The sequence below is a fragment of the Sphingopyxis sp. P1IMeth2 genome, from assembly GCF_900185685.1.
Lineage (GTDB): Bacteria > Pseudomonadota > Alphaproteobacteria > Sphingomonadales > Sphingomonadaceae > Sphingopyxis > Sphingopyxis terrae_A.
On the sequence record NZ_FYAT01000001.1, the window covers coordinates 731,478 to 754,069 of the forward strand.

General features: G+C 66.4%; 24 protein-coding genes. 17 read left to right on the forward strand and 7 right to left on the reverse strand.

Features of this window, described 5'->3' with window-relative positions:
- Positions 1 to 8 precede the first annotated feature (8 nt).
- Both P1IM2_RS03410 and P1IM2_RS03415 read left to right on the forward strand, forming a co-directional pair.
- Entirely contained in the window at positions 9 to 1,001 is a 993-nt protein-coding gene (locus tag P1IM2_RS03410) for an NAD(P)H-dependent glycerol-3-phosphate dehydrogenase (RefSeq protein WP_186401439.1), read from the forward strand.
- A 94-nt stretch (positions 1,002 to 1,095) separates the two neighbouring features.
- Positions 1,096 to 2,634, forward strand: coding sequence for a lipopolysaccharide biosynthesis protein (locus P1IM2_RS03415; RefSeq protein WP_062901353.1), 1,539 nt, complete (start codon positions 1,096 to 1,098; stop codon positions 2,632 to 2,634).
- An 8-nt stretch (positions 2,635 to 2,642) separates the two neighbouring features.
- Here the strand turns inward: P1IM2_RS03415 and P1IM2_RS03420 are convergent, their stop codons facing one another.
- Positions 2,643 to 3,641 (reverse strand): adenosine kinase, encoded by a 999-nt coding sequence (locus tag P1IM2_RS03420; protein ID WP_186401440.1) that lies wholly within the window; start codon positions 3,639 to 3,641, stop codon positions 2,643 to 2,645.
- A gap of 109 nt (positions 3,642 to 3,750) precedes the next feature.
- Here P1IM2_RS03420 and P1IM2_RS03425 point away from each other — a divergent pair, with 109 nt between their 5' ends.
- Both P1IM2_RS03425 and P1IM2_RS03430 read left to right on the forward strand, forming a co-directional pair.
- On the forward strand, positions 3,751 to 4,428 hold the full coding sequence (locus P1IM2_RS03425; RefSeq protein ID WP_062901355.1) for an EI24 domain-containing protein: 678 nt from the start codon (positions 3,751 to 3,753) through the stop codon (positions 4,426 to 4,428).
- Positions 4,429 to 4,439: 11 nt separating this feature from the next.
- Positions 4,440 to 4,820 carry a hypothetical protein gene (locus P1IM2_RS03430; RefSeq protein ID WP_062901356.1) on the forward strand — a complete coding sequence of 127 codons (381 nt, stop codon included), beginning with the start codon at positions 4,440 to 4,442 and terminating at the stop codon, positions 4,818 to 4,820.
- Between the two features lie 28 nt (positions 4,821 to 4,848).
- Here the strand turns inward: P1IM2_RS03430 and P1IM2_RS03435 are convergent, their stop codons facing one another.
- On the reverse strand, positions 4,849 to 5,328 hold the full coding sequence (locus P1IM2_RS03435; RefSeq protein WP_062767514.1) for a MarR family winged helix-turn-helix transcriptional regulator: 480 nt from the start codon (positions 5,326 to 5,328) through the stop codon (positions 4,849 to 4,851).
- Between the two features lie 319 nt (positions 5,329 to 5,647).
- On the opposite strand from P1IM2_RS03435, the gene ectA reads away from it, so the two are divergent.
- The 8 genes from ectA (at position 5,648) to P1IM2_RS03475 (ending at position 14,120) form a co-directional block, all read left to right on the forward strand.
- Entirely contained in the window at positions 5,648 to 6,109 is a 462-nt protein-coding gene (gene ectA, locus P1IM2_RS03440; RefSeq protein ID WP_313906800.1) for a diaminobutyrate acetyltransferase, read from the forward strand.
- Between the two features lie 38 nt (positions 6,110 to 6,147).
- Positions 6,148 to 7,452 (forward strand): diaminobutyrate--2-oxoglutarate transaminase, encoded by a 1,305-nt coding sequence (gene ectB / locus P1IM2_RS03445; RefSeq protein WP_186401441.1) that lies wholly within the window; start codon positions 6,148 to 6,150, stop codon positions 7,450 to 7,452.
- Between the two features lie 16 nt (positions 7,453 to 7,468).
- Positions 7,469 to 7,894: an ectoine synthase gene (locus P1IM2_RS03450; RefSeq protein ID WP_003042348.1), complete on the forward strand. Its 426-nt coding sequence runs from the start codon at positions 7,469 to 7,471 to the stop codon at positions 7,892 to 7,894.
- A 25-nt stretch (positions 7,895 to 7,919) separates the two neighbouring features.
- On the forward strand, positions 7,920 to 8,840 hold the full coding sequence (gene thpD / locus P1IM2_RS03455) for an ectoine hydroxylase (protein ID WP_186401442.1): 921 nt from the start codon (positions 7,920 to 7,922) through the stop codon (positions 8,838 to 8,840).
- Positions 8,837 to 10,297: an aspartate kinase gene (locus P1IM2_RS03460; protein ID WP_062901360.1), complete on the forward strand. Its 1,461-nt coding sequence runs from the start codon at positions 8,837 to 8,839 to the stop codon at positions 10,295 to 10,297. Before thpD ends, P1IM2_RS03460 begins: the two co-directional genes overlap by 4 nt.
- 23 nt (positions 10,298 to 10,320) lie before the next feature.
- Positions 10,321 to 11,559 (forward strand): MFS transporter, encoded by a 1,239-nt coding sequence (locus P1IM2_RS03465; RefSeq protein WP_186401443.1) that lies wholly within the window; start codon positions 10,321 to 10,323, stop codon positions 11,557 to 11,559.
- Positions 11,560 to 11,566: 7 nt separating this feature from the next.
- Positions 11,567 to 12,898 carry an MFS transporter gene (locus P1IM2_RS03470; protein WP_062901362.1) on the forward strand — a complete coding sequence of 444 codons (1,332 nt, stop codon included), beginning with the start codon at positions 11,567 to 11,569 and terminating at the stop codon, positions 12,896 to 12,898.
- Between the two features lie 181 nt (positions 12,899 to 13,079).
- Positions 13,080 to 14,120, forward strand: a complete 1,041-nt coding sequence (locus tag P1IM2_RS03475) for a rod shape-determining protein (RefSeq protein WP_062901363.1) — start codon at positions 13,080 to 13,082, stop codon at positions 14,118 to 14,120.
- A gap of 150 nt (positions 14,121 to 14,270) precedes the next feature.
- Here P1IM2_RS03475 and rpmG read toward each other — a convergent pair whose 3' ends face one another.
- From rpmG to P1IM2_RS03500, 5 genes are all read right to left on the reverse strand, one after another.
- Positions 14,271 to 14,438: a 50S ribosomal protein L33 gene (rpmG, locus tag P1IM2_RS03480; protein ID WP_003042331.1), complete on the reverse strand. Its 168-nt coding sequence runs from the start codon at positions 14,436 to 14,438 to the stop codon at positions 14,271 to 14,273.
- A 229-nt stretch (positions 14,439 to 14,667) separates the two neighbouring features.
- Positions 14,668 to 15,396: an energy transducer TonB gene (locus P1IM2_RS03485; RefSeq protein WP_186401444.1), complete on the reverse strand. Its 729-nt coding sequence runs from the start codon at positions 15,394 to 15,396 to the stop codon at positions 14,668 to 14,670.
- A 130-nt stretch (positions 15,397 to 15,526) separates the two neighbouring features.
- The gene (gene gltX, locus P1IM2_RS03490) at positions 15,527 to 16,837 is read right to left on the reverse strand and encodes a glutamate--tRNA ligase (RefSeq protein WP_186401445.1); all 1,311 of its coding nucleotides are present in this window, start codon (positions 16,835 to 16,837) and stop codon (positions 15,527 to 15,529) included.
- Positions 16,838 to 16,872: 35 nt separating this feature from the next.
- Positions 16,873 to 18,546 carry an NAD+ synthase gene (locus P1IM2_RS03495; protein ID WP_186401446.1) on the reverse strand — a complete coding sequence of 558 codons (1,674 nt, stop codon included), beginning with the start codon at positions 18,544 to 18,546 and terminating at the stop codon, positions 16,873 to 16,875.
- A gap of 31 nt (positions 18,547 to 18,577) precedes the next feature.
- Complete coding sequence (locus tag P1IM2_RS03500) at positions 18,578 to 19,090, reverse strand: DUF2306 domain-containing protein (protein WP_186401447.1); 513 nt, start codon at positions 19,088 to 19,090, stop codon at positions 18,578 to 18,580.
- A 176-nt stretch (positions 19,091 to 19,266) separates the two neighbouring features.
- Between P1IM2_RS03500 and P1IM2_RS03505 the strand changes: the two genes are divergently transcribed.
- The 5 genes from P1IM2_RS03505 to rpmI all read left to right on the forward strand — a co-directional run bounded on the left by P1IM2_RS03505 (position 19,267) and on the right by rpmI (position 22,589).
- Positions 19,267 to 20,058: a LytTR family DNA-binding domain-containing protein gene (locus P1IM2_RS03505; RefSeq protein ID WP_186401448.1), complete on the forward strand. Its 792-nt coding sequence runs from the start codon at positions 19,267 to 19,269 to the stop codon at positions 20,056 to 20,058.
- A gap of 82 nt (positions 20,059 to 20,140) precedes the next feature.
- Positions 20,141 to 21,076, forward strand: a complete 936-nt coding sequence (locus P1IM2_RS03510) for a ribose-phosphate pyrophosphokinase (protein ID WP_003042312.1) — start codon at positions 20,141 to 20,143, stop codon at positions 21,074 to 21,076.
- A 4-nt stretch (positions 21,077 to 21,080) separates the two neighbouring features.
- Positions 21,081 to 21,863, forward strand: coding sequence for a histidinol-phosphatase (gene hisN, locus P1IM2_RS03515; protein WP_186401449.1), 783 nt, complete (start codon positions 21,081 to 21,083; stop codon positions 21,861 to 21,863).
- Positions 21,864 to 21,888: 25 nt separating this feature from the next.
- Positions 21,889 to 22,239 (forward strand): GFA family protein, encoded by a 351-nt coding sequence (locus P1IM2_RS03520; RefSeq protein ID WP_186401450.1) that lies wholly within the window; start codon positions 21,889 to 21,891, stop codon positions 22,237 to 22,239.
- A 146-nt stretch (positions 22,240 to 22,385) separates the two neighbouring features.
- The gene (rpmI, locus tag P1IM2_RS03525; protein WP_003042306.1) at positions 22,386 to 22,589 is read left to right on the forward strand and encodes a 50S ribosomal protein L35; all 204 of its coding nucleotides are present in this window, start codon (positions 22,386 to 22,388) and stop codon (positions 22,587 to 22,589) included.
- The last annotated feature ends 3 nt before the right edge of the window (positions 22,590 to 22,592 follow it).

Here is a 22,592-nt window from a genome sequence, read left to right on the forward strand (position 1 = left end):
GCGACAGCATGACGTCATTTGAAAAGTTCGGCGTCGTCGGCGGCGGCGCCTGGGGCACGGCACTCGCCCAGCTTCTCGCCGCCGAGGGCGCACCGGTGCGCCTGTGGGCCCGCGAGGAAGACGTCGTGGCGGCGATCAACGCCGAACATCGCAACCCGCTGTTCCTGCCCGGTGCGGCGCTGTCGCCTTCGCTCACGGCAACGAGCGACCTTGGCGCGCTGTCGGGGCTGGACGCGCTGCTCGTCGTCGTGCCGGTGCCCTATCTGCGCGCCGTGCTCGCGGCGCTGCCCGCAGGCGATGCGCCGCTGATCTTCTGCAGCAAGGGGATGGAGGCGGGCAGCTTTGACTTTCCGATCGACATCGCGCGCGAAATCTTTCCCGGCCGCGGCTTCGCCGTGCTGTCGGGGCCAACCTTCGCGCACGAGGTCGCAGCGGGGCTGCCGACCGCGATCACGCTCGCTGCCGAAAACCCCGCGCTCGCCGAGGCGCTCGCCCGCGCGCTCGCCCGCCCGCATTTTCGTCCTTATGTGTCGACTGACATGATCGGCGCCGAAATCGGCGGCGCGATCAAGAATGTCCTCGCCATCGCCTGCGGCATCGTCGACGGCGCCGGGCTGGGCCTCAACGCGCGCGCCGCGCTGATCAGCCGCGGCTTTGCGGAGATGACGCGCTTCGGACTCGCGCGCGGCGCGCAGGCCGAAACGCTCGCCGGACTTGCCGGGCTCGGCGATCTCGTCCTTACCTGCACCTCGTCCAATTCGCGCAATTTCGCGCTCGGCCAGGGGCTAGGGCGCGGCGAGAGCGCAGCGGCCCTGATGGCCGACCGCCGCACGGTCGCCGAAGGCGCGTTCAGCGCCCCGGTGATTGCCGCCGCTGCGCGCGCCGATGCGATAGACATGCCGATCACCGACGCGGTGGCGCGGCTCGTCGCGGGCGAAACGCGCGTTGCCGACGCCATTCAGGCCCTGCTCAGCCGCCCGCTGCGACCCGAGGGCCGATGATGCACTGCTGCCGATTGCCTGGATTGCCCGGATTGCCTCGCCCTTTTCCGCGCGCTAAACAGCGCACAGGGGAGCAGCAGAAGGGGCGCCAGGCTTGAGCCAGACGGACAGCGCAGCCGCGCCCCCTTCCGCATCCCCGGCGGCCGACCCGGCCGGGCAGGATGCCGACACCGCCGCGCTCGCGAGGGGCGGCCGCACCAATTTCTTCGGCTTTATCCTGCGCCTCGTCGCGCGCCTGCCCTTTCTCTATTTCGCCGGGCGCTGGTATGGCCCCGAAGCGGTCGGCCGCTTCGCCTTTGCCGTGCTCGTCATCGAGCTGATCGCGCAGCTTGCGACGCTCGGGCTCAAGCGGGGCCTCGCCGAACAGCTCAGCAAGCCGGGCGCCGATCATCGCCATATCGTGTGGGACGGCATGTTCGTCGCCTTCCTCGCCTCGGCGTTCGGCTCGGCGATTCTCTTCGCCTTTCCGCAGCTCATGTTCCCCTCGGGCGATATCGACGGCTGGGATCGCTGGGTGGCGATCACCGTCTTCGCGATCGCCGGTGCCGACATCGCACTCGCCGCCTGCGCCTATCGCTACGACATCGGCGCCACGGTGCGCGCGCGTTCGATCGTCGAACCCTGGGCGATCAGCGCCGCCGCCTTCGGCTTCGCCTTCTATTCGCTGCGCGACGGGTTGATCCTTTCCTACGCCGCCGCGATGATCGCGACCTTCTTCACCGCGCTCATTCCGATGATTCGCCACTATGGCGGCCCCGGCGTCTGGCGCCCGCATCCCGCGCAGCTCATCTCTCTCGCGCGCCGCAACGCGCCGCTCGCCGCCGCCGATGCGATCGAATGGGGGACGCGCCGGCTCGACCTGTTCATCCTCGGCCAGTTCACCTCGCCAGCGATCTACGGCATCTATTACATGGCGCAGCAGGTTGCCTCGCTGCCGCAGAAGCTCAAGACCAGCTTCGAGCCGATCCTCGGCCCCGTCATCACCCGCAATCTGGCCGAGAACCGCCTTGCCGCCGTCGCCGCGCAGGTCAGTCAGGTCGGTTTCTGGATCATCGCGGCGCAAGCAGGAATCGCGCTCGCGCTCGGCATTCCGGGCGAGGCGGTGATGGGCCTTGTCGGCCCGCAATTCGTCGAGGGCAATGTGGCGCTCGCCTTCCTGCTCGCAGCGGAGGTCGTGGCGGCGACGGCGGTGGTGAGCGAAGCCGCGCTCGTCTATGTCGCCCGCCACCGCAATCTGCTGATCAGCATCGCGACGCTTGCGCTGCAGGCGGTGCTCAGCGTCGCGCTGATCCTCACCGCCAAGTCGATGGGGTTGCCGCCGATCGCCTATGCCGGAGCGGTCGCGCTCGCGCTGATGCTCGCGCTCGGCTTTGCTTCGGTGGTGAAGGCGCGGCTGCTTGCGCGTATCCTCGGCGCACCGGTCAACAGCCTGCGCTGGGCGCTCGTCTGGGCAACCGCTGGGGCCACGGTTCTCGGCTGGGGCGCGACGCAGATGCCCGAATGGGCCGAGCTGCTGATCGGGGTCCCCTTCATCCTCGGCATCTATGCGTGGCTGATCTGGACGCGCGGCTTCGGCCCGGCCGACCGCGCGCTGTTCCGCAAGCAGCCTGAAACGGCCGCTCCGGCAAGCTGATCCGCGCGTCAGCCGAGCCGCGCGGCGACTTCGGCTTTGAGATCGGTCTGCGCGCGCGGGCCGACCTGCGCGATGATTTCGCGCGCACACACCGCACCCATCGTCAGGCAATCGGCGAGCGAGCGGCCCTCGGCCTGGCCCGCAAGGAACCCGGCGGCGAACAGGTCGCCGGCGCCCGTGGTGTCGACGACCGTCTCGATCGGCTCGGCGCCGACCGCAACGCGCTCACCGTTCGCGACCGCGATCGCGCCCTTTTCGCTGCGCGTCACGACGAGCAGCGGCACGCGCGGCGCGATCGCCGCGACGGCAGCTTCGAAGTCCTGCGTACCGGCGAGCGCGCAGATCTCGACCTCGTTGGCGAACAATATGTCGAACAGTCCCTCGCCGATCAGCGCGCGGAAATCATCGCCGTGGCGGTCGATGATGAAGGCGTCGGACAGGGTGAAGGCAACCTTGCGTCCGGCGCCGCGTGCGACGTCGATCGCGCGGCGCATCGCGGCGCGCGACAGCGGCGGATCCCACAGATAGCCCTCGAGATAGAGGATGTCGGCGTCGGCGATCCAGTCTTCGGCGATCATCGCCTGTTCGAGCAGATGGCTCGCGCCGAGGAAGGTGTTCATCGTCCGCTGGCCGTCGGGCGTGACGAGGATCAGGCAGCGCGCGGTCGGCGCGCCTTCCTTGAGCGCCGGGGTTTCATAGGCAACGCCGAGCGCGCGCAGGTCGTGCGTGAAAACGCTGCCGAGCTGGTCGTCGGCAACCTGGCCGATGAAAGCGCAGCGGCGGCCGAGCGCCGCCATGCCGGCAAGCGTGTTCGCTGCCGATCCGCCCGACATTTCGATCGCCGGACCCATCGCCGCATACAGCCGCCCAGCCTCTTCGGCATCGATGAGTCGCATCGACCCTTTGGTCAGGCCCTCGGCCTCGATCAGTGCGTCGTCGGCGCGAGCAATGACATCGACGATCGCATTGCCGATCGCAACGACTTCGAAACGGGCGGTGGAGGCCATGAAAAATCCTGTGATGCGTGGGAAAATATGCCGCGCGCCTTAGGGGGCCGCGGGCGCCAAGGCAAGCGCGACGCTTGACGGCGCAGCGCCCGCCGCGCCATTCGGGGGCATGGCCCGCGCCGTCCAAGCCCTGTTCCTCGCCATCGGCGACCTGTCGAGCCCGCGGGTGCTGCGTATCCTGGCGATCAGCCTTGCCCTCACCCTGCTGCTGTTCGTTGCGGCGGGCGCGGCGCTTTTGGCTGGCGCGCGCTGGGCGCTCGCGCATTGGCAGTGGCTGGGCGCGGCGGGGATCGACATGGCGAGCGTGCTGTTCCTGCTGCTGCTGATCGCGGGGAGCTGGCTCCTGTTTCGCGCCGTCGCGATTGTCGTCGTCGGGCTGTTCGCCGACGCCATCGTCGCCGATGTCGAGAGGCGCCACTATCCCGCCGCCGCAGCAGGCGCGGTCGATGTCGGCTGGCGGCAGTCGGTCGCCCTCGCGCTCGCATCGCTCGCGCGCCTGTTCCTTGGCAATCTTGCCGCGCTGCCCTTTTATGTCCTCCTCCTGGTGACGGGAATCGGCACGCCGATCCTTGCCCTTTTCGTCAACGCGATGCTGCTCGGCCGCGATCTCGAGGCGATGGTTCTCGCGCGCCATCCCGGCCGGCCACGGCTTGAGCGGAGCGCCCGCTGGTCGCTCGGCCTGCTGTCCGCCGCAAGCTTTCTGGTTCCCGTCGCCAATCTGTTGGCGCCCATCGCGAGCGCGGCTATGGCCGTCCACATGCTCCATCTGCGCCGGGCAGACAGATAAAGGGGACCGGCTTGACCCGCACCACCAACATGGCCGCACTCGCGGGCCTTTCGCTGATGCTCGGCGGCTGCGCCGCCACCGCCGTGCCGCGCGTGACGCCGCCACCGACAAGCAGCGCCCCGGCGCCGCTCAACCCGCCGCGTGTCACCCAGAATAATGCCCTCGTCGGGCGCGATGCCAACAGCGCGTTGCGTCTGTTCGGCAAGCCGCGGCTCGACGTCAGCGAGGGCGCGGGTCGCAAGCTGCAATTCGCCGGTTCGGCATGCGTATTGGACGTTTACTATTACGCCCAGCGCTCAGGCGCCGAGGCGCTCGCCACCCATGTCGACGCGCGCACCCCCGACGGGCGCGACGCGAATGTCGACAGCTGCATTGCCGCGCTGCGGCGGTAGGGCAAAGATTGATCCGGAAACTGGCGCGCTAGGCGCGGTCGATCGCGCCGGTATCGAGTAAGGGCGCGGCGTCGATGTCGGCAGCGCCGAGCACGATCGCCAGCCGCTCGGCCGCGGCAAGGATCATCGCCTGTTCCCATGCGGGCAGCGCGGCGAAGCGGTCGGCGAATATCTGTTGCAGCATATCGGGCGCCTCGGCAACGCGGCGCTGACCCGCGTCGGTAGCGGTCAGCAGCATCTGTCGCTTGTCGCGCTCGCTTCGCGTTCGCGTCACCAGCTCCATTGCAACCAGCCGGTCGACGATGGCGGTGATCGTCGCGTGGCTGAATTGCAGGCGCTGTGCGACCTGCCCCGGCGTGGCGCCCTGCGCGCCCGCCACATCGCGCAGCACGAGCAGCTGCGACGGCGTCAGGCCGGTCGCCGCGCCCAGCTTGCGACTGCCCGTCTCGGTCGCACGCAGGATGCGCCGCAGCGCGCGCAGGGTGGCGTTGGCAATCTCGGACTCCATTCCGCCTTGTTAGCCGCGCCCGCAGTGGGCGCCAATTGCAAAGTCGACCTCGCTCTGTTGCGGAATTTTATTTCAGATCATGAAACATTACGGTCGCCGCGGGGTTGAACGATGCGATGAGCACCCTATATTTCGCGGCATACCGGGCCGAATGGTCCGAATATGCGCTTGGCATTATTTCAGGAGATGAAAGATATTTGACCGGCCACAGGAACGGGACACGGCACCATCCACAAAGGAATCGCCGTCCGGCCGACCCGCCGCGTCGCTGCACTTTCGCAAGCCCGTTGCTACCGACGGGCCGGCGATCACCGCGCTGATCGCGGCCTGCCCGCCGCTCGACCGCAATTCGCGCTACTTCAATCTGATCCAGTGCACGCATTTCGCCGACAATTGCATCATCGCCGAACGCGGCGGCCGCATTCTCGGCTGGATTTCGGGGCATCGCCCGCCCGCCGAACCGAGCGCCTTCTTCGTCTGGCAGGTCGCGGTCGCGCCCGAAGGACGGGGCCAGGGGCTCGCCAGCCGGATGCTCGACGAACTGCTCATGCGGCCGGCTCAGGCGGGCGTGACACATGTTCTGGCGACGATCACCGCCGACAATGCGGCGTCGTGGGCGCTGTTCCACGGCCTTGCCCGGCGCCACGACACGACGCTCGACCGCAGCATCGTCTTCGAACGCGACGCCCATTTTGCGGGCGTCCATCCCAGCGAGTTTCAAGCCCGCATCGGGCCCTTCGCCATCGATACGACACCAACCGATACGACATCGCCTGAATGACTCAGGCACAATGACACAGGCAGAATAGGGGTATTCACATGATTATCGCACCCAAACCGTCCGGGTCCATTCCCGACCGGAGCATTTACGAACGCCGCGAATCGGTGGTCCGCAGCTACGCCCGCGCGATGCCGCGCCAATTCGGCAAGGCCGAAGGCGTATGGATGCACGACGATCAGGGCGGTCGCTATCTCGACTTCCTGTCGGGCTGTTCGACGCTCAACTATGGTCACAACCATCCGATTTTGAAGCAGGCGCTGCTCGATTATATCGCCGCCGACGGCATCGCCCACGGGCTCGACCTGCACACCGATGCCAAGGCCGCCTTTCTTGACACGTTCGAGGATGTGATCCTGAAGCCGCGCGCACTCGACTATCGCGTCATGTTCACCGGCCCGACCGGCACCAACGCGGTCGAGGCAGCGATCAAGCTCGCCCGCAAGGTGACGGGGCGCGAACTGGTCATCGCCTTCACCAACGGCTTTCACGGCATGACGCTCGGCGCGCTTGCCTGCACGGGCAATGCGGCCAAGCGCGGCGGCGCGGGCGTCCCGCTCGCCCATGTCGCGCACGAACCTTATGACGGCTATTTCGGCCCCGAGGTGGACACCGCCGAACTGCTCGACCAGCGGCTGGCCGATCCGTCGAGCGGCCTCGACGCGCCCGCCGCGATCCTGGTCGAAACGGTGCAGGGCGAAGGTGGCCTCAACGCTGCTTCGCCCGAATGGCTGCGCAAGATCGCCGAGATCGCGAAGCGCCACGGCGCGCTGCTGATCGTCGACGATATTCAGGCAGGCTGTGGCCGCACGGGAAGTTTCTTCAGCTTCGAGGAAATGGGCTTCACCCCCGACATCGTCACGCTTGCCAAATCGCTGTCGGGCATGGGCCTGCCCTTCGCGCTGACCCTTTTCCGCCCCGAGCTCGACCAATGGTCGCCCGGCGAACATAATGGGACGTTCCGCGGCAACAACCACGCTTTCGTCACTGCGACCGCCGCGCTCGGCCATTTCTGGAGCAGCGACGCTTTCGCCGACGATGTGCGCCGCCGCGGGGCGCTGCTCGAAGAGCGGCTTGCGCGCATCGCCGCCGAACATGGCTTCGAAACGCGCGGCCGCGGGATGATGCGCGGCATAAACGTCGGGTCGGGAGAACGCGCCGGTGAGATCACCGCCGCCTGCTTCGACGCCGGCCTCATCATCGAGACCAGCGGCGCGCACGACGAAATCGTCAAGGTGCTCGCGCCGCTCGTCATCGATGACGCCCTGCTCTCGGCAGGGCTCGACATTCTCGAAACCAAGATCCGCGAAGCGATGGCCGACGATTACGCCGTCGCCGCCGAATGAAGACAGGAGACCGACCATGATCATCCGCAATCTCGACCAGATCCGCAAATCCGACCGCAACGTCCGCTCGAACGGCTGGGCCAGTGCGCGCATGCTGCTCAAGGATGACGGGATGGGCTTTTCCTTCCACGTCACCACCATGTTCGCGGGCAGCGAGCTCAAAATGCATTATCAGAACCACCTCGAGGCGGTGTTCGTGCTCAAGGGCACGGGGACGATCGAGGACCTGGACAGCGGCGAAATCCATCGGCTCGAACCCGGCGTGATGTATGCGCTCGACAAGCACGACCGCCACATCGTGCGTCCCGAAACCGACATACTGACCGCCTGCGCCTTCAATCCGCCTGTCACGGGCAAGGAAGTGCATGACGCAAGCGGTGCCTATCCGGCCGAGGCCGACATGGCGAGCGAACCGGCGCGCGAGGCCGCGCCCGCAGAGTAAACCCATAGCAACAGGGGGAAGTCCCATGACCGACATCTACCCATCGCGTCACGCGGCCGCGCCAGAAATGCGGCCGCGGCTCGACCCGGTCGTCCGCAGCGCGTGGACAACCGACGCACCGATCAGCCGCGAGCAGGCGGAGGCCTTCGATCGCGACGGCTATCTGCTGCTTGAGAATCTTTTCGACGAAGAAGAAGTGACCTATTTGCAGCGCGCCGCAGGCAAGCTGCTCGCCGATCCCGACGCACTCGACGAGGAAACGATCGTCACCGAGCCGCAGAGCCGCGAAATCCGGTCGATCTTCGACATTCACAACCAGAGCGCGATCATGGCGCGGCTTGCTGCCGACGAGCGGCTGGCGGGGGTCGCGCGCTTCCTGCTTGGCGACGAGGTTTATATCCACCAGTCGCGCCTCAATTACAAACCCGGCTTCAAGGGCAAGGAATTCTACTGGCACAGCGATTTCGAAACCTGGCATGTCGAGGACGGCATGCCGCGGATGCGCGCGCTCTCGATGTCAGTTCTGCTCGCCGAGAACACGCCGCACAATGGCCCGCTGATGGTCATTCCGGGGTCGCATCGCACTTATCTGACGTGCGTCGGCGAAACCCCCGACGACCATTATCGCCAATCGCTGAAGCGCCAGGAATATGGCGTTCCCGACGAGGACAGCCTCGCCGAACTGGCGCATGATCACGGTATCGTTGCGCCGACGGGCGCGCCGGGAACCGTGATCCTGTTCGACTGCAATCTGATGCATGGGTCGAACGGCAACATCACCCCCTTCCCGCGCGCGAATGCCTTTCTCGTCTATAATGCGGTGAGCAATCGGCTCGAAAAGCCGTTCGGGGTCGACAAGCCGCGCCCTTGGTTCCTCGCGCATCGCGGCGCGCCCGAACCGCTCGCCATCGAGGCAGGCCCGCTGACCGAAAGGATTGCGGCATGACACAGGACGTCAAAAAGGGTGGACACAGCGTCGAAAAGATCGGCGGCACGTCGATGGCCGCGACCGCGACATTGTTCGACAATGTGCTGATCGCCGGCCGCTCGGGCGCTGATCTCTACAATCGCATTTTCGTGGTGTCGGCCTATGCCGGGATCACCAATCTGCTGCTCGAAGACAAGAAGACCGGCGAACCCGGCGTGTTCGGGCGCTTCGTCGCCGACGACGAGGACAGCGATGGCTGGCGCCGCGCGATGGAGGCGGTGCGCGGTGCGATGCGCGCGCGCAACGAAGCGATGTTCGCGCGCCGCGAGAGCCGTGACGAGGCCGATGCCTTCGTCGACATGCGGCTCGACGCAGTCGCCGCCTGCCTCGATGATCTGGCACGGCTGCGCAGCCACGGCCGCTTCTGCGTCAAGGAACAGCTCGTCACCGCCCGCGAATTGCTCGCCGGGCTGGGCGAAGCGCATAGCGCCCACAGCACCGCGCTGCTCCTGCGTGATCGCGACGTCAACGCGCGCTTCATCGATCTGACCGCCTGGGATCAGGAGGATCTGCGCACGCTCGACGAGCGGGTCGCGGAGGCCTTTGCCGACATCGATCTGGCGACGACGCTGCCGATCGTCACCGGCTATGCCGGCTGCCAAGGCGGCATGGTGAAACGTTTTGCGCGCGGCTATACCGAAATGACCTTCTCGCGCATCGCGGTGCTGACCGGCGCGCGCGAGGCGATCATCCACAAGGAATTCCACCTTTCGAGCGCCGACCCCAAGCTGGTCGGCGAGGATAAAGCGCGCAAGATCGGTCGCACCAATTATGATGTCGCCGATCAGCTTGCCAATCTGGGCATGGAGGCGATCCATCCGGGCGCCGGACGCGGCCTCAGGCAGACCGACATTCCGCTGCGCGTGCGCAACACCTTCGACCGTGAAGATGGCGGCACGCTCGTCACCGGTACCTATGTCTCCGACGTGCCGCGGGTCGAGATCGTCACCGGCATCCGCCAGATGCAGGCGCTGCAATTCTTCGAACAGGATATGGTCGGGGTGAAGGGTTATGATTCCGCAATCCTCGACGTGCTGACGCGTCACGGCCTGTGGATCGTCAGCAAGGCGTCGAATGCCAACACCATCACCCACTATCTGTCGGCCAGCGCAGGCGCGGTGAAAAAGGTGATCGCCGATCTGCAAAAACAATATCCCGACGCCGCGATCTCGGCGCATCCGGTTGCAATGGTGTCGGTGATCGGCAGCGACATCGCGCGGCCGGGGCTGGTGCCCGATGCGCTGCGCGCGCTCGATGACGCCGGCGTCGCAATGATCGCGATGCAGCATCAGATCCGTAACGTCGATGTCCAGTTCATCGTCGAAAGCCGCGATTTCGATGCCGCAGTCCGCGCGCTGCACCGCACGCTGGTCGAAGAAGATGCCGGCGGGGCAGAAGGGCGCCGCGCCGCCTGACGCGCGGCACCCGCACCCTCCCGATGCTCGCGTCCCTCGCTCCCGTTCGCAGCCTGCTGCTCGCCATCTTTGTGATGATGGCGGGCAGCGGCTTCCTGTCGACGCTGATCGGCCTGCGGCTCGAGCGGGCGGGCAGCGACACGATCCTGATCGGGCTGGTCGCGACCGCCTATTTCGGCGGATTGACGCTCGGCGCCTTGCGCGCCGGCGCGATCGTCCGCCGCGTCGGACATATCCGCGCCTTTGCCGCCTTCGTCGCGCTGCTCTCGGCGAGCACGCTCACTTATGCGCTGGTCCAGCACCCGCTGCTGTGGGCCTTGCTGCGGCTGGTCGACGGCGTGTGCGTCGCAGGCATGTTCATCTGCGTCGAAAGCTGGCTCAACGACCGCGCCGAACCCGAGACGCGCGGCGGCATCCTCGCCGCCTATATGGTCGCCCTCTATTCGGGACAGGCCCTCGGACAGCTTTTTCTGAGCACCGGCGCGGCAACGCCGGCCGTGCCCTTCCAGATTGCCTCAATCCTCATTTCGCTCGCCATCCTGCCGGTTTGCCTCACGCGCAGCACCGCACCGACCTTGGGAGAAGCCGACAATCTTCCCCTGGCGCGGCTGTTTGCCGCCTCGCCGCTGGGGCTGGCGGGCGCGGCGATCACCGGGCTGATCCTTGGCGCCTTCTACGGCATGGCTGCGATCTATGCGCGCGGGATCGGCCTGGGTCTCGGCGCGATCGCCACCTTCATGATGACGGTGATTCTCGGCGGCGTGGCGCTGCAATGGCCGCTGGGACGCCTCTCCGACCGTTATGATCGCCGCCGCGTCATCATTACCTGCTTCGCGCTTGCACTGGCGGTGAGCGTGGCGCTCGCCGCCGCGCCCGGTGGGGGGCTGCTGCTGCTGTTCGGCGCGGCCTTCGGCGGGCTCAGCTTCGCGCTCTACCCGCTGTGCGTCGCGCACGCCAACGATCGCCTGCTCCCCGCCGAGCGGGTTAGCGCCAGCGGCCAGCTTGTGCTTCTCTATTCGGCCGGAGCCGCGCTGGGCCCGCTTGGCGCTGCCGCAGCGATGAACTGGGTGGGACCGGGCGGTCTGTTCCTGTTCATCGCGGCCTGCGCCGCGGCGATGCTGGGTTTCAGCCTGTGGCGGCTCGCCGCCACCGCGCCGGTGCCCGGTCCGGCGCAGCAGGATTTCCAGATGCTGCCCCGCACGACCCCGGTCGCGGCGCTGCTCGACCCCTCCGGCCCCGAAGCCGCCACCGCAAAGGATTAACTGACCCATGGACCGTTCGTCCCCGCTCCCCGCCGCCGGACAGCCCGCGCCGCTCCCCACCCAATCGACGCTGCGTCGCGCGATCGGGGCGTCGGCGCTCGGCAATGCGGTCGAATGGTTCGACTATGGCATTTACGCCTATGGCGTCACCTACATCTCGGCCGCGCTTTTCCCCGGCGAGGCGAGCGAGGCGGTGCTCTTCGCGCTCGCCACCTTCGCCATTTCCTTCCTTGTCCGCCCCCTCGGCGGACTGTTCTGGGGGCCGCTCGGCGACCGCATCGGCCGCAAGTCCGTGCTCGCGATGACGATCCTGATGATGGCGGGCGCGACCTTCGCCGTCGGCCTGATCCCATCCTATGACAGTATCGGCTTCTGGGCGCCCGCGATCCTCGTCCTGCTGCGGATGATCCAAGGTTTTTCGACCGGCGGCGAATATGGCGGCGCGGCGACTTTCATGGCCGAATATGCCCCCGACGCCCGGCGCGGCTTCTATGGCAGCTTCCTCGAATTCGGAACACTCGCGGGCTTTTCTTTCGGCGCCGCGCTGATGCTCGGCTATTCGCTGCACCTTGGCGATGCGGCGATGCACGAATGGGGGTGGCGCATCCCCTTCCTTGTCGCCGGTCCGATCGGGTTGATCGGCATGTATGTCCGCTCGAAGATGGAGGATACGCCCATCTTTCTGGAGGCGCAGCAGTCGGCCGAAGACCGGCCCTCGCCCGGACTCGCCGCGCTGGGCAGGGATCACTGGCGGCCGCTGCTCGTCGTCGGCGGGCTCGTCGTCGCGCTGAACGTCGTCAATTATACACTGCTCAGCTATATGCCGACCTATCTCGAGCGGCGGATCGGCTTGGCGCCCGATCAGGCGCTGCTCGTTCCGATCATCGGGATGCTGTTCATGATGGTCTTTCTGCCCTTTGCGGGCGCGCTGTCGGACCGGGTCGGACGGCGGCCGATGTGGCGCTTTTCACTCCTCGCGTTGCTCGTCGCGGTCATCCCGCTCTATATGCTGATCGGCACGGGCTTCGCGGGGGCGGTCGCCGGCTTCCTGCTGCTCGGCCTGCTCTATGTGCCGCAGCTCGCGACAATCTCGGCAACCTTTCCCGCGCTCTTTCCCACCGCGGTGCGTTTTGCCGGCTTTGCGATCGCCTATAATATCTCGACGTCGATCTTCGGCGGCACCGCACCGATGGTCGGCAGCGCGCTGATCTCCGCGACCGGCGACCCGCTGATGCCTGCCTATTACATGATGGCGGCGTGTCTCGTCGGACTCGTCGCGCTTCATTACATGCCCGAAACCGCGGGCCGTTCGCTGCGCGACGACCCGTTCCGGCGCTAGAAACCGGCACAGTTCCGGCCCAGCTTATCGATCAGGCGCGCGAAACCCACGCTTTGGCTCGCACGGGCATTGACCTGGCGGGCGCAGTTTTCCAAGCGGCGAACTATGGATTGAGCGAGCGAAGGCCGGGGGGCGGGGCGCTTGTATCGGATTCTGGAAGGATCGAGGTTTCGCCCCGCTTATGAAGATTTTCCAACGCTTCGCATCGCACGCACAAGATGTCGCGATCGATCTCGGCACGGTCAACACCGTCATCTATGTCCGCGGCCGCGGTATCGTGCTCAACGAACCATCGGTGATCGCGATCGAAACGCGCGACGGCGTGCGCCGCGTCAAGGCGGTCGGCGCCGATGCCAAGCTGATGATGGGCAAGACGCCCGCCAATCTCGATGCGCTGCGACCGCTGCGCGACGGCGTGATCGCCGACATCGATCTGGCCGAACAGATGATCAAGCATTTCATCGACAAGGCCCTCGACGGCACAAGTCGCCTGCGGCGACGCGGCCATGTCGTGGTGTGCGTGCCGTCGGGATCGACGCATGTCGAGCGGCGCGCGATCCGCGACGCGGCCTCCAACGCCGGCGCGAGCAGCGTTCAGTTGATCGAGGAACCGCTCGCCGCGGCGATCGGCGCCGGCTTGCCCGTCACCGAACCGCAGGGAACAATGGTTGTCGATATCGGCGGCGGCACCACCGAAGTGGCCGTGCTGTCGCTCGGCGGTGTCGCGCACAGCAGTTCGGTGCGCGTCGGCGGCGACAAGATGGACGACATGATCGCGTCGTATATCCGCCGCAAGCATAATATGATGATTGGCGAGATGACGGCCGAGCGCATCAAGCTCGCGATCGGCTCCGCCGTGCCGCCGCAGGGCGAAGGCGTCGTCATGGCCGTCAAAGGGCGCGATCTCGTCAGCGGCCGCCCGTCCGAAATCAGCGTCTCCGAAGCCGAAATCGCCGAAGCACTGGCCGAACCGGTGGGCCAGATCGTCAGCGCGGTAAAGGCGGCGCTGGAACGGACCCCGCCCGAATTGTCGGCCGATATCATCGATGCGGGGATCATGCTGACTGGCGGCGGCGCGCTGTTGCGCCGGATGGATCAGGCGATCTCGGCGGCGACCGGCCTGCCGGTGCTGGTCGCCGAAGATGCGCTGATCTGCGTTGCCATGGGCGCCGGACTGACGTTCGACGACCGGTCCTACAGCGGCATATTGATGGCCGCCTGATTTCCCTGGCCGCGCCGTCCTGCGGTGCGGGCGCTTTACGGCGCGCTGCTCGCGCACGCAAAAAGGGCGGCTCAGCGCCGCCCTTCGCAATCCCGACGATGCCGGGACAAGTCTTTGCGGACCCGCGTCATCGGGACGCGGGTAGCGCGCTTACTTGATCTTGGCTTCCTTGAACTCGACGTGCTTGCGCGCACGCGGGTCATATTTGCGCACCGACATCTTCTCGGTCATCGTGCGCGGGTTCTTCTTGGTGACATAGAAAAAGCCCGTGTCGGCGGTGCTCACCAGCTTGATCTTGACGGTCGTCGGCTTGGCCATGGCCCTGATCCTCGAACTATTGGCACATCCGCCGGATCGTCCGGCACATGTGGCGGGACTGGGGGCCCCGACGGTTGCTATGAAAAACAAAGAGGGCCGCGCGCGGGCGCCGCCCTCATTTATCCGGGCGCCATTGGCCGGATTCGCGGTCAATGTCAAGCAATCTGTGGTCAAAAAGGGGCGGGTCGATGGGGTGCGCCCGCCCCCGGGAGGGGTCTCGCGATGGGGGTCAGCCGTTGCGGATCTGGAAATGCACGACCATCACCTTCCAGCTTTCCTCAGCCACCCCGCCGCGGGTCGCCGGCTTGAAGCGCCATTTGGCGAGCGCGCGGCGTTTCGTTTCGGTGAAAAAGCCCGGGCTGTCGCTACTGATCAGTTCGACCGCCTTCACCCGGCCGTCGGTGCCGATCAGCACGCGCACCTTCGCGCTGCCTTCGATCTCGCGCCGCTGTTCGCTTGCAGGATAATCAGGCTGAAAGCTGCCGGCAAAACGCTGGTCGAGTTCGGCCAGGACGAGCGGCGGCGGCTTGGGCGGATCAGCTGGCCGGACCGTCGTCGGGCCGGGATCATAAGGAAGCGGGTCGGGTATCACCGGCTTCACCTCGACCCCTCGGTCGGCCGGGGGGAATGTATCGACCAGCGGCCGCACCGCCTCGGTCGGCGTGTTGCTCCTTGGGCTCGGCTTGACCTCGGGCTTCGTCTCGGGCGGTTTGGGCTTTTCGATTTCAATCAGCGTGCCGGTAAGCGGCGCGAGCACAGGCGCCCTTTCGATGATGATCGGCGACAATGCGACCGCAACGACGAGCGCCACCGGCAGCCCTACGGCAAAAGCGAGCGCCACGGGCCGATGGCTGGCGCCGGGATCGTAGCTATTGCGGCGCGGCGGCGCAGTGCCGGCAACTGCGGTGGTCGCCTCGGGCGCCGATACGATCGCCGAGATCAGGGGAATCAGGGTCATGGCCTCTCTCCTTGCCTGTGACCGGCGCCGCCCGTTTCTGCCCGAGCTGTCTGCCGGATCAGTTTATGTGATAATATAACGTTACGGCAATTGTCAAGCTGCCAGATAGGAATGCGTCGGCAGCGCGCGTTCAGGTAATGGAGAGACGCGCTATCGCCTGATCCTTGGCGATTAGCGGCAGCAGTTGGGCCATGTCGGGCCCATGGTCGCGACCCGTCAGCGCGCGGCGCAGCGGCAGAAAGAGCGCCCGCCCCTTCGCCCCGGTCGCAGCCTTCACTGCGGCAGTGAGCGCGTGCCAGGGGTCGGCATCCCAATCGAGCGCTGCCGCCGCGGCCGCAGCGGCGGCAAGTACCGGGCGATCGGCGGCGTCGGGGACGGGCGGCGCGAACGGCCCGTCGAACACCGGAGCCCATTCCGCAGCCTCGGCCACGGTCATCAGATTGGGACGAATCGCGTTCCAGCGCGCGGCGTCGATCGCGAGCGGCAGGCGCGGCGCAACCGCATGATAATCAGTGTGGTGCAGAATCTTCTGGTTGAGCAGCGCCAGCTCGGCCTCGTCGAAGCGCGCCGGCGCGCGGCCGAAGCGCGCGAAGTCGATCGCTTCGATCAGCGGTGCCGCGCTCGTCACCGGCTCGACCGGGTCGCTCGTCCCGAGGCGCGCCAGCAGCGCGACGAGCGCGATCGGTTCGATACCATTCTCGCGCAGCGCTGTCATGCCGAGCGAGCCGAGGCGCTTCGACAACTTGCCTTCGGTGCCGACGAGCAGCGCCTCGTGCGCGAATGCGGGCGGCGTCGCGCCGAGCGCCTGAAACATCTGGATCTGCGCCGCGGTGTTCGACACATGATCCTCGCCGCGCACGACATGCGTGATGCCCATGGCAACATCGTCGATCACGCTCGGCAAGAGATAGAGCCAGCTGCCGTCGGCGCGGCGCACGACCGGGTCGGACATGGTCCTGGGGTCGAAATGCTGCGGTCCGCGAATCAGGTCCGTCCATTCGATCGGCGCGCCCTCGTCGAGGCGGAAGCGCCAGTGCGGCGCCACGCCTTCGGGCACCGGCGCGTCGGCGGGCTTACGCTCATAGACCGGCGGCAGCCCGCGCGAGAGCAGAATCTTGCGCCGGATTTCCAGTTCCTCGGGCGTCTCGTAACAGGCATAGACGCGGCCCGCCGCCTTCAGCTTTTCAAACTCGGCCTCATAGAGCGCGAAGCGCGCCGACTGGCGCTCCTCGCCGTCGATATCGAGACCCAGCCATGCGAGATCGGCGCGGATGCCCTCGACATATTCCTCCTTCGAGCGTTCGAGATCGGTATCGTCGATGCGGAGCAGGAAGCGCCCGCCATGCTTGCGCGCCCACATCCAGTTGTGGAGCGCGGTGCGGACATTGCCGACGTGCAGGCTGCCGGTCGGCGAGGGAGCGAAGCGGGTGATGACGGTCATGGCGCGCCTATAACCGGTTTCGCGCGCGATGCGAGTCAGGCGGTGCGAAAGCCGTGCGTGATCGGATAGCGGCGGTCGCGGCCGAAGTTGCGCGTCGACAGCTTGACCCCCGGCGGCGCCTGGCGCCGCTTATATTCGGCGATCGCCAGCAGCCGTTCGATGCGCGCCACCACGTCGCGGTCGAAGCCGTAGCGCGCGACCACATCGTCGACGCTCGCTTCCTCTTCGACCAGCATGTGGAGCATGCGATCGAGATCCTCATAGGGCGGCAGGCTGTCCTCGTCCTTCTGGTCGGGGCGGAGCTCGGCGCTGGGCGGCTTGGTGATGATGCGGTCGGGCATCACTGGCGTCACCGGATTGCGCGAAAGGCGCGGGACATTCGCGTTGCGCCAGCGCGACACCGCGAACACCGTGGTCTTGTAGGCATCCTTCAGCGGATTATAGCCGCCCGCCATGTCGCCATAGATGGTCGCATAGCCGACGCTCATCTCGCTCTTGTTCCCCGTCGTCATCAGCATCGGGCCAAACTTGTTGCTGAGCGCCATCAGCGTGACGCCGCGGATGCGCGACTGGACATTCTCCTCGGTCGTATCGACCGCCGCGTCGGCAAAGCTGTCCGACAGCATCGTATCGAAGGCCTCGACCGCCGGGACGATCGAAATCGTGTCGAGCCGGCACCCGATCATGCCAGCGCAGCCCGCCGCATCGTCGAGGCTGTCCTGGCTGGTAAAGCGGCTCGGCAGCATCACGCACCACACCTTGTCGGGGCCGAGCGCGTCGGCGGCGATCGCGGCGCAGATCGCCGAATCTATGCCACCAGACAGGCCCAGCACGACGCCGGGAAAGCGATTACGCTCGACATAGTCGCGCAGCGACAGCACCATCGCATCATATATGTCGGCTGGATGCGCGTCCCATTCGGCGATCACGCCGGGCCCGCAGATCCAACCATCAGCTTCTTTCGTCCAACGGGTCACGCGCTCTTCGGCTTCCCAGTCGGTGAGGCGATGCGCCGCGCGCCCGTCGCCGTTCAGCACGAAGGAGCAGCCGTCGAACACCAGCTCGTCCTGTCCTCCGATGCGATTGAGGAAAATGAGCGGCAGTTTCGTTTCGGCGACACGCGCTGCGAACACTTGTGTCAGCCGGCGGTCGTCCTTGTCGATTTCATAAGGGCTGCCGTTGACCGAGATCAGCAGATCCGCGCCCTGCGCTGCCAGATGCGCGCAGACCGTGGGAAACCAGCCGTCCTCGCAGATCGGCAGTCCCAGCCGAACCCCGCGCCATTCGACGACATCGGGCAGCGGGCCGGGTGCGAAGACGCGCTTTTCATCGAAGGTGCCATAATTGGGCAATTCGTGCTTGCGCCGCGTCGCGACGATCCGGCCGCCGTCGAGCAGCGCGACGATATTGTAGAGGCGGCCGTCGCCGTCGCGCTCGACCGAACCCACCAGCATCGCCGGACCGCCATCGGCAGTGTCCGCCGCCAGCTCGGTCAGCAGGCGCGCGGCGCGATCGGCGAGCGCGGGCTTGAGCACCAGATCCTCGGGCGGATAACCGATCAATTGCAGTTCGGGATAGAGGATCAGGTCGGCGCCGCTGTGCCGAGCGCGGACGGCGCGCATCGCAGCGACATTGGCAGCAAGGTCGCCGACGCTCTGCGTCATCTGCGACAGGACGATGGACAGCGTGGCGGCGGGGGCATCGGTCATGCTCCCGCCAATAGGCCACCGCGCTCCAAATTCAACCGAAAGCCAGCGTCCACAGCGTCCGGCCCGGCGCCATCGCAAAGAAGCCCGCCGCGATCAGACCGATATAGATGCCGCGCAACAGCTTGAGGTGACGCTCGATGTCGCCGATCTGGGCGAACCGGATCGCCCGCGGCAGCTGGACGAGCACGATCAGCGAAAAGATGTGGATAGGACTGATCGTCCCGGTAACGGTCCGGATCCAGAAACTGTCGATCGCCGTCACGACCATCATCGCTGCCCAGGCGCGCCCGCCGATCTTGTGCGCCAGATCGCCCTTGCGGCGGCGCCAGAGCAGCCAGGCGCCAAGCGGCACCGCGGGGACGACAGTCGCAAGATGGAGCCAGATCGCCCACATCGGCGTACGATAGGTCGACGGCCCCATGAACGAGCGCGCCAGCAGCGCCGCAGCGATGCCGCCGAGAACGAGGAGCGCGGTCAGCCCGATGCGGTGCGACAATTTGACGGGACGACGCGCCGTGGCGGCGGGGACGGCGATGCTGGTCATGGCGGCTTTTCCTTTCGAAGACCGATCTGTTCCGGCGCTCTCGCCGGCGGTTGCCCTCTTCCTGGCCCCGCGCCGTTCACGGACAAGCGCGCCTTCGCCAAGGCGGCGGAATAGTTCGCAAATGCGCCCCTTTGCCCGTTGACGCTTCGTGAAATGGCACGCACAAGCAGGGCCCTATGGCGAAACGGCTGACGATCGAACTGCTGGCGATGATCGCGCTCGGCCTGTTGATCGGGCTACTCGGGCCGTTCGGCACCTTCAACAATCCGCCAGCCATCCGGATGCTCAACTGGGTGATGTGGCTGCTCGCGGGCTACGTCTTCTATCGTCCAACCGGGGTTGTTGCGGGCTGGCTGTGCGACGCGACCGGTCTTCCGCCGCTTGGCGGGCGGCTGATCGCGCTGATCGTCGCCAGCGTTCCGGTGACGCTCGTCGTCACGATGATGGCGATGCAGATGAGCTTCGGCGAGGCGCTGCGCTGGCCCGGCTTCTGGACGATGTATCTCTATATCAGCATCGTCTCGGCGGTGGTCGTGGGCGTAATGGGGCTGAGCTTCCGTCCGCGCGCCGACGATGACCCGCCGCCCGCTCCCGAAACGCCGATCACAGCCCCGGCCGCAGCGCCGCCCGCAGCGCCACCGCCGACCCCCGTCGCACCGCAGCCCGATGCAGCGCTACCGCTGCCGCCCGGTTTCGGCGCCATACTCGCGCTGAAGGGCGAGGATCATTATGTCCGGGTAATCGGTACGCGATCGGAAGAACTTATCCTCATGCGGATGCGCGATGCGATCGCGCGGCTGGACGATGCCGACGGTCTGCGCATCCATCGCAGCTGGTGGGTCGCACGCGCCGCCGTCGCCGCCGTCCGCCGCGATGGTCGCACCGCGATGGTCACGCTGACAAGCGGCCATGAAGCGCCCGTTGCGCGCGACATGATGCCCGAGCTGCGCGCCGCGGGGTGGATTTAGACGGGATTGCCCCTTTCCCTTCGCGCGCCCGCTGGCTAAGGGGCGCGCATCCATCCCCAATCGGCGACAAGGGGCCCCGCGCATGAAACTGATTTCCGGCAACAGCAATCTTCCCCTCGCCCGCGCCATCGCGGACTATCTGGAACTGCCGCTGACCGATACCAGCGTGCGCCGCTTCGCCGACGAGGAGGTTTTCGTCGAGATCCACGAAAATGTCCGCGGTCAGGACGTTTTCGTGGTTCAGCCGACCAACTTCCCGGCGAACGACAATCTGATGGAATTGCTGATCATCACCGACGCGCTACGCCGCGCCTCGGCGAAACGCATCACCGCGGTGATCCCCTATTTCGGTTATGCCCGCCAAGACCGCAAACCCGGCCCGCGCACGCCGATTTCGGCCAAGCTGGTCGCCAATCTCGTCACCACGGCAGGGGCCGACCGCGTGTTGGCAATCGACCTGCACGCCGGACAGATCCAGGGCTTCTTCGACATCCCGACCGACAATCTCTACGCCGCGCCGGTGATGAGCGCCGACATCCAGGCGCGCTTCGGCGACAAGAATCTTATGGTCGTGTCGCCCGACGTCGGCGGCGTCGTGCGCGCCCGCGCGCTGGCAAAGCGGCTCGACAACGCGCCGCTGGCGATCGTCGACAAGCGCCGCGAACGCGCCGGCGAATCCGAAGTGATGAACATCATCGGCGACGTCGAAGGGCGCTTCTGCGTCCTGATCGACGATATCGTCGATTCGGCGGGCACGCTGTGCAACGCCGCCGCCGCGCTGAAGGCCGCAGGGGCAGAAGGCGTCGTCGCTTATTGCACCCATGGGGTGCTGTCTGGCGGGGCGGTCGCGCGCGTCGATGCGAGCGAGCTGACTGAACTCGTCATCACCGATTCGATCCAGCCGACCGACGCCGTGAATGACAGCAGCAAGGTGCGCGCGCTGACCGTCGCGCCGCTGCTCGGCGAAGCGATCAAACGCATCGCCGACGAAAGCTCGGTCAGCAGCCTCTTCGACTGATCGCGTGTCGCTCGAAACCGACATTGCCCTTGCTCATCGCCTCGCCGATGCGGCGGGCGCCGCGATTCGTCCGCTTTTCCGTTCGGACTGGTCGCACGAAGCCAAGGCTGACGCGTCGCCCGTTACCGAGGCCGATCGCGCCGCCGAAGCTGCAATGCGCAAACTGCTGGACGCCGAAGCTCCGCGCGACGGGATCATCGGCGAGGAATATGGCGCCGAACGGGCGGACGCCGCGCGCCAGTGGGTGCTCGACCCGATCGACGGGACGGTCAGCTTCATGGCCGGCCGGCCGATCTTCGGCACGCTGATTGCCCTGTTGCAGGACGGCTGGCCTGTACTCGGTATCATCGACCAGCCGATTGCGGGCGAACGCTGGACCGGCGCGATGGGCGAGCCTTCGCTGTTCAACGGCCGCCCGGCCACGACGCGAACCTGCCGCAACCTTGCAGAGGCGGTGCTCGCAACGACGGGGCCGCAATATTTCAGCGACCATGACGGCGAACATTTCATGGCGCTCGCGGCGCAGACCGCGCACAAGCGGATGGTGTTCGGCGGCGACTGCTACAATTACGGCCTTCTCGCCAGCGGGCATATCGATCTGGTGGTCGAGGCGGGGCTGAAACTTCACGATTATGCAGCGCTCGTTCCCATCGTCGAAGGCGCCGGCGGGACGATGTGCGACTGGAACGGTGACCCGCTCCACGCCGACAGCAGCGGGCATGTGATTGCCTTGGGGGATCCCGCGCGGCTCGAAGATGTTATCGAGGGACTGGCCTGCCACCATTAGAGCCGGGCTTGCGAAGGAGAGCGACATGGCATTCGATGGAAGCTGCCATTGCGGCGCGGTGACCTACACGATTGATGGCGACATTCCCACCACGGCGATGAGCTGCAACTGTTCGCACTGCCGCCGCAAGGGCTTTCTGCTCGCTTTCGTGCCGATAGACCAGTTCCGCCTGACGAGCGGCGGAGACAGGCTGACGTCCTATAAATTCAACAAGCACAATATCGATCATCAATTCTGCGTGTCATGCGGCTGCCAAGGGTTTTCGGTCGGAACGGGCCCGGACGGGTCGAAGATGGCAGCGGTCAACCTGCGCTGCGTTCCGGATGCCGATCTCGATTCGCTGACAATCCAGAAAGTCGACGGCGCGAGCTTCTAGCGCTCGCAATGACGGTTTTGCGTGCCGCGCTTGCATTTCCGCGCGAATCCGTCTAGGCGCGCGCCTTCGCACGATAGTGAGCTGACCTGCCTGGCTGAAAGGGCTGCCAGGGCCGGTCGATATCGTCGCTAACCAAGGAGACGAAAATGCCCAAGCTGAAGACCAAGAGCGGTGTGAAGAAGCGCTTCAAATTCACCGCCTCGGGCAAGGTGAAGCACGGCGTTGCCGGCAAGCGCCACCGCCTGATTTCGCACAATAGCAAATATATCCGCACCAATCGCGGCACCAGCGTGCTCAGCGATGCCGATGCGGGCCATGTGCGCCTCTGGGCGCCCTACGGCCTGAAGTAAGGA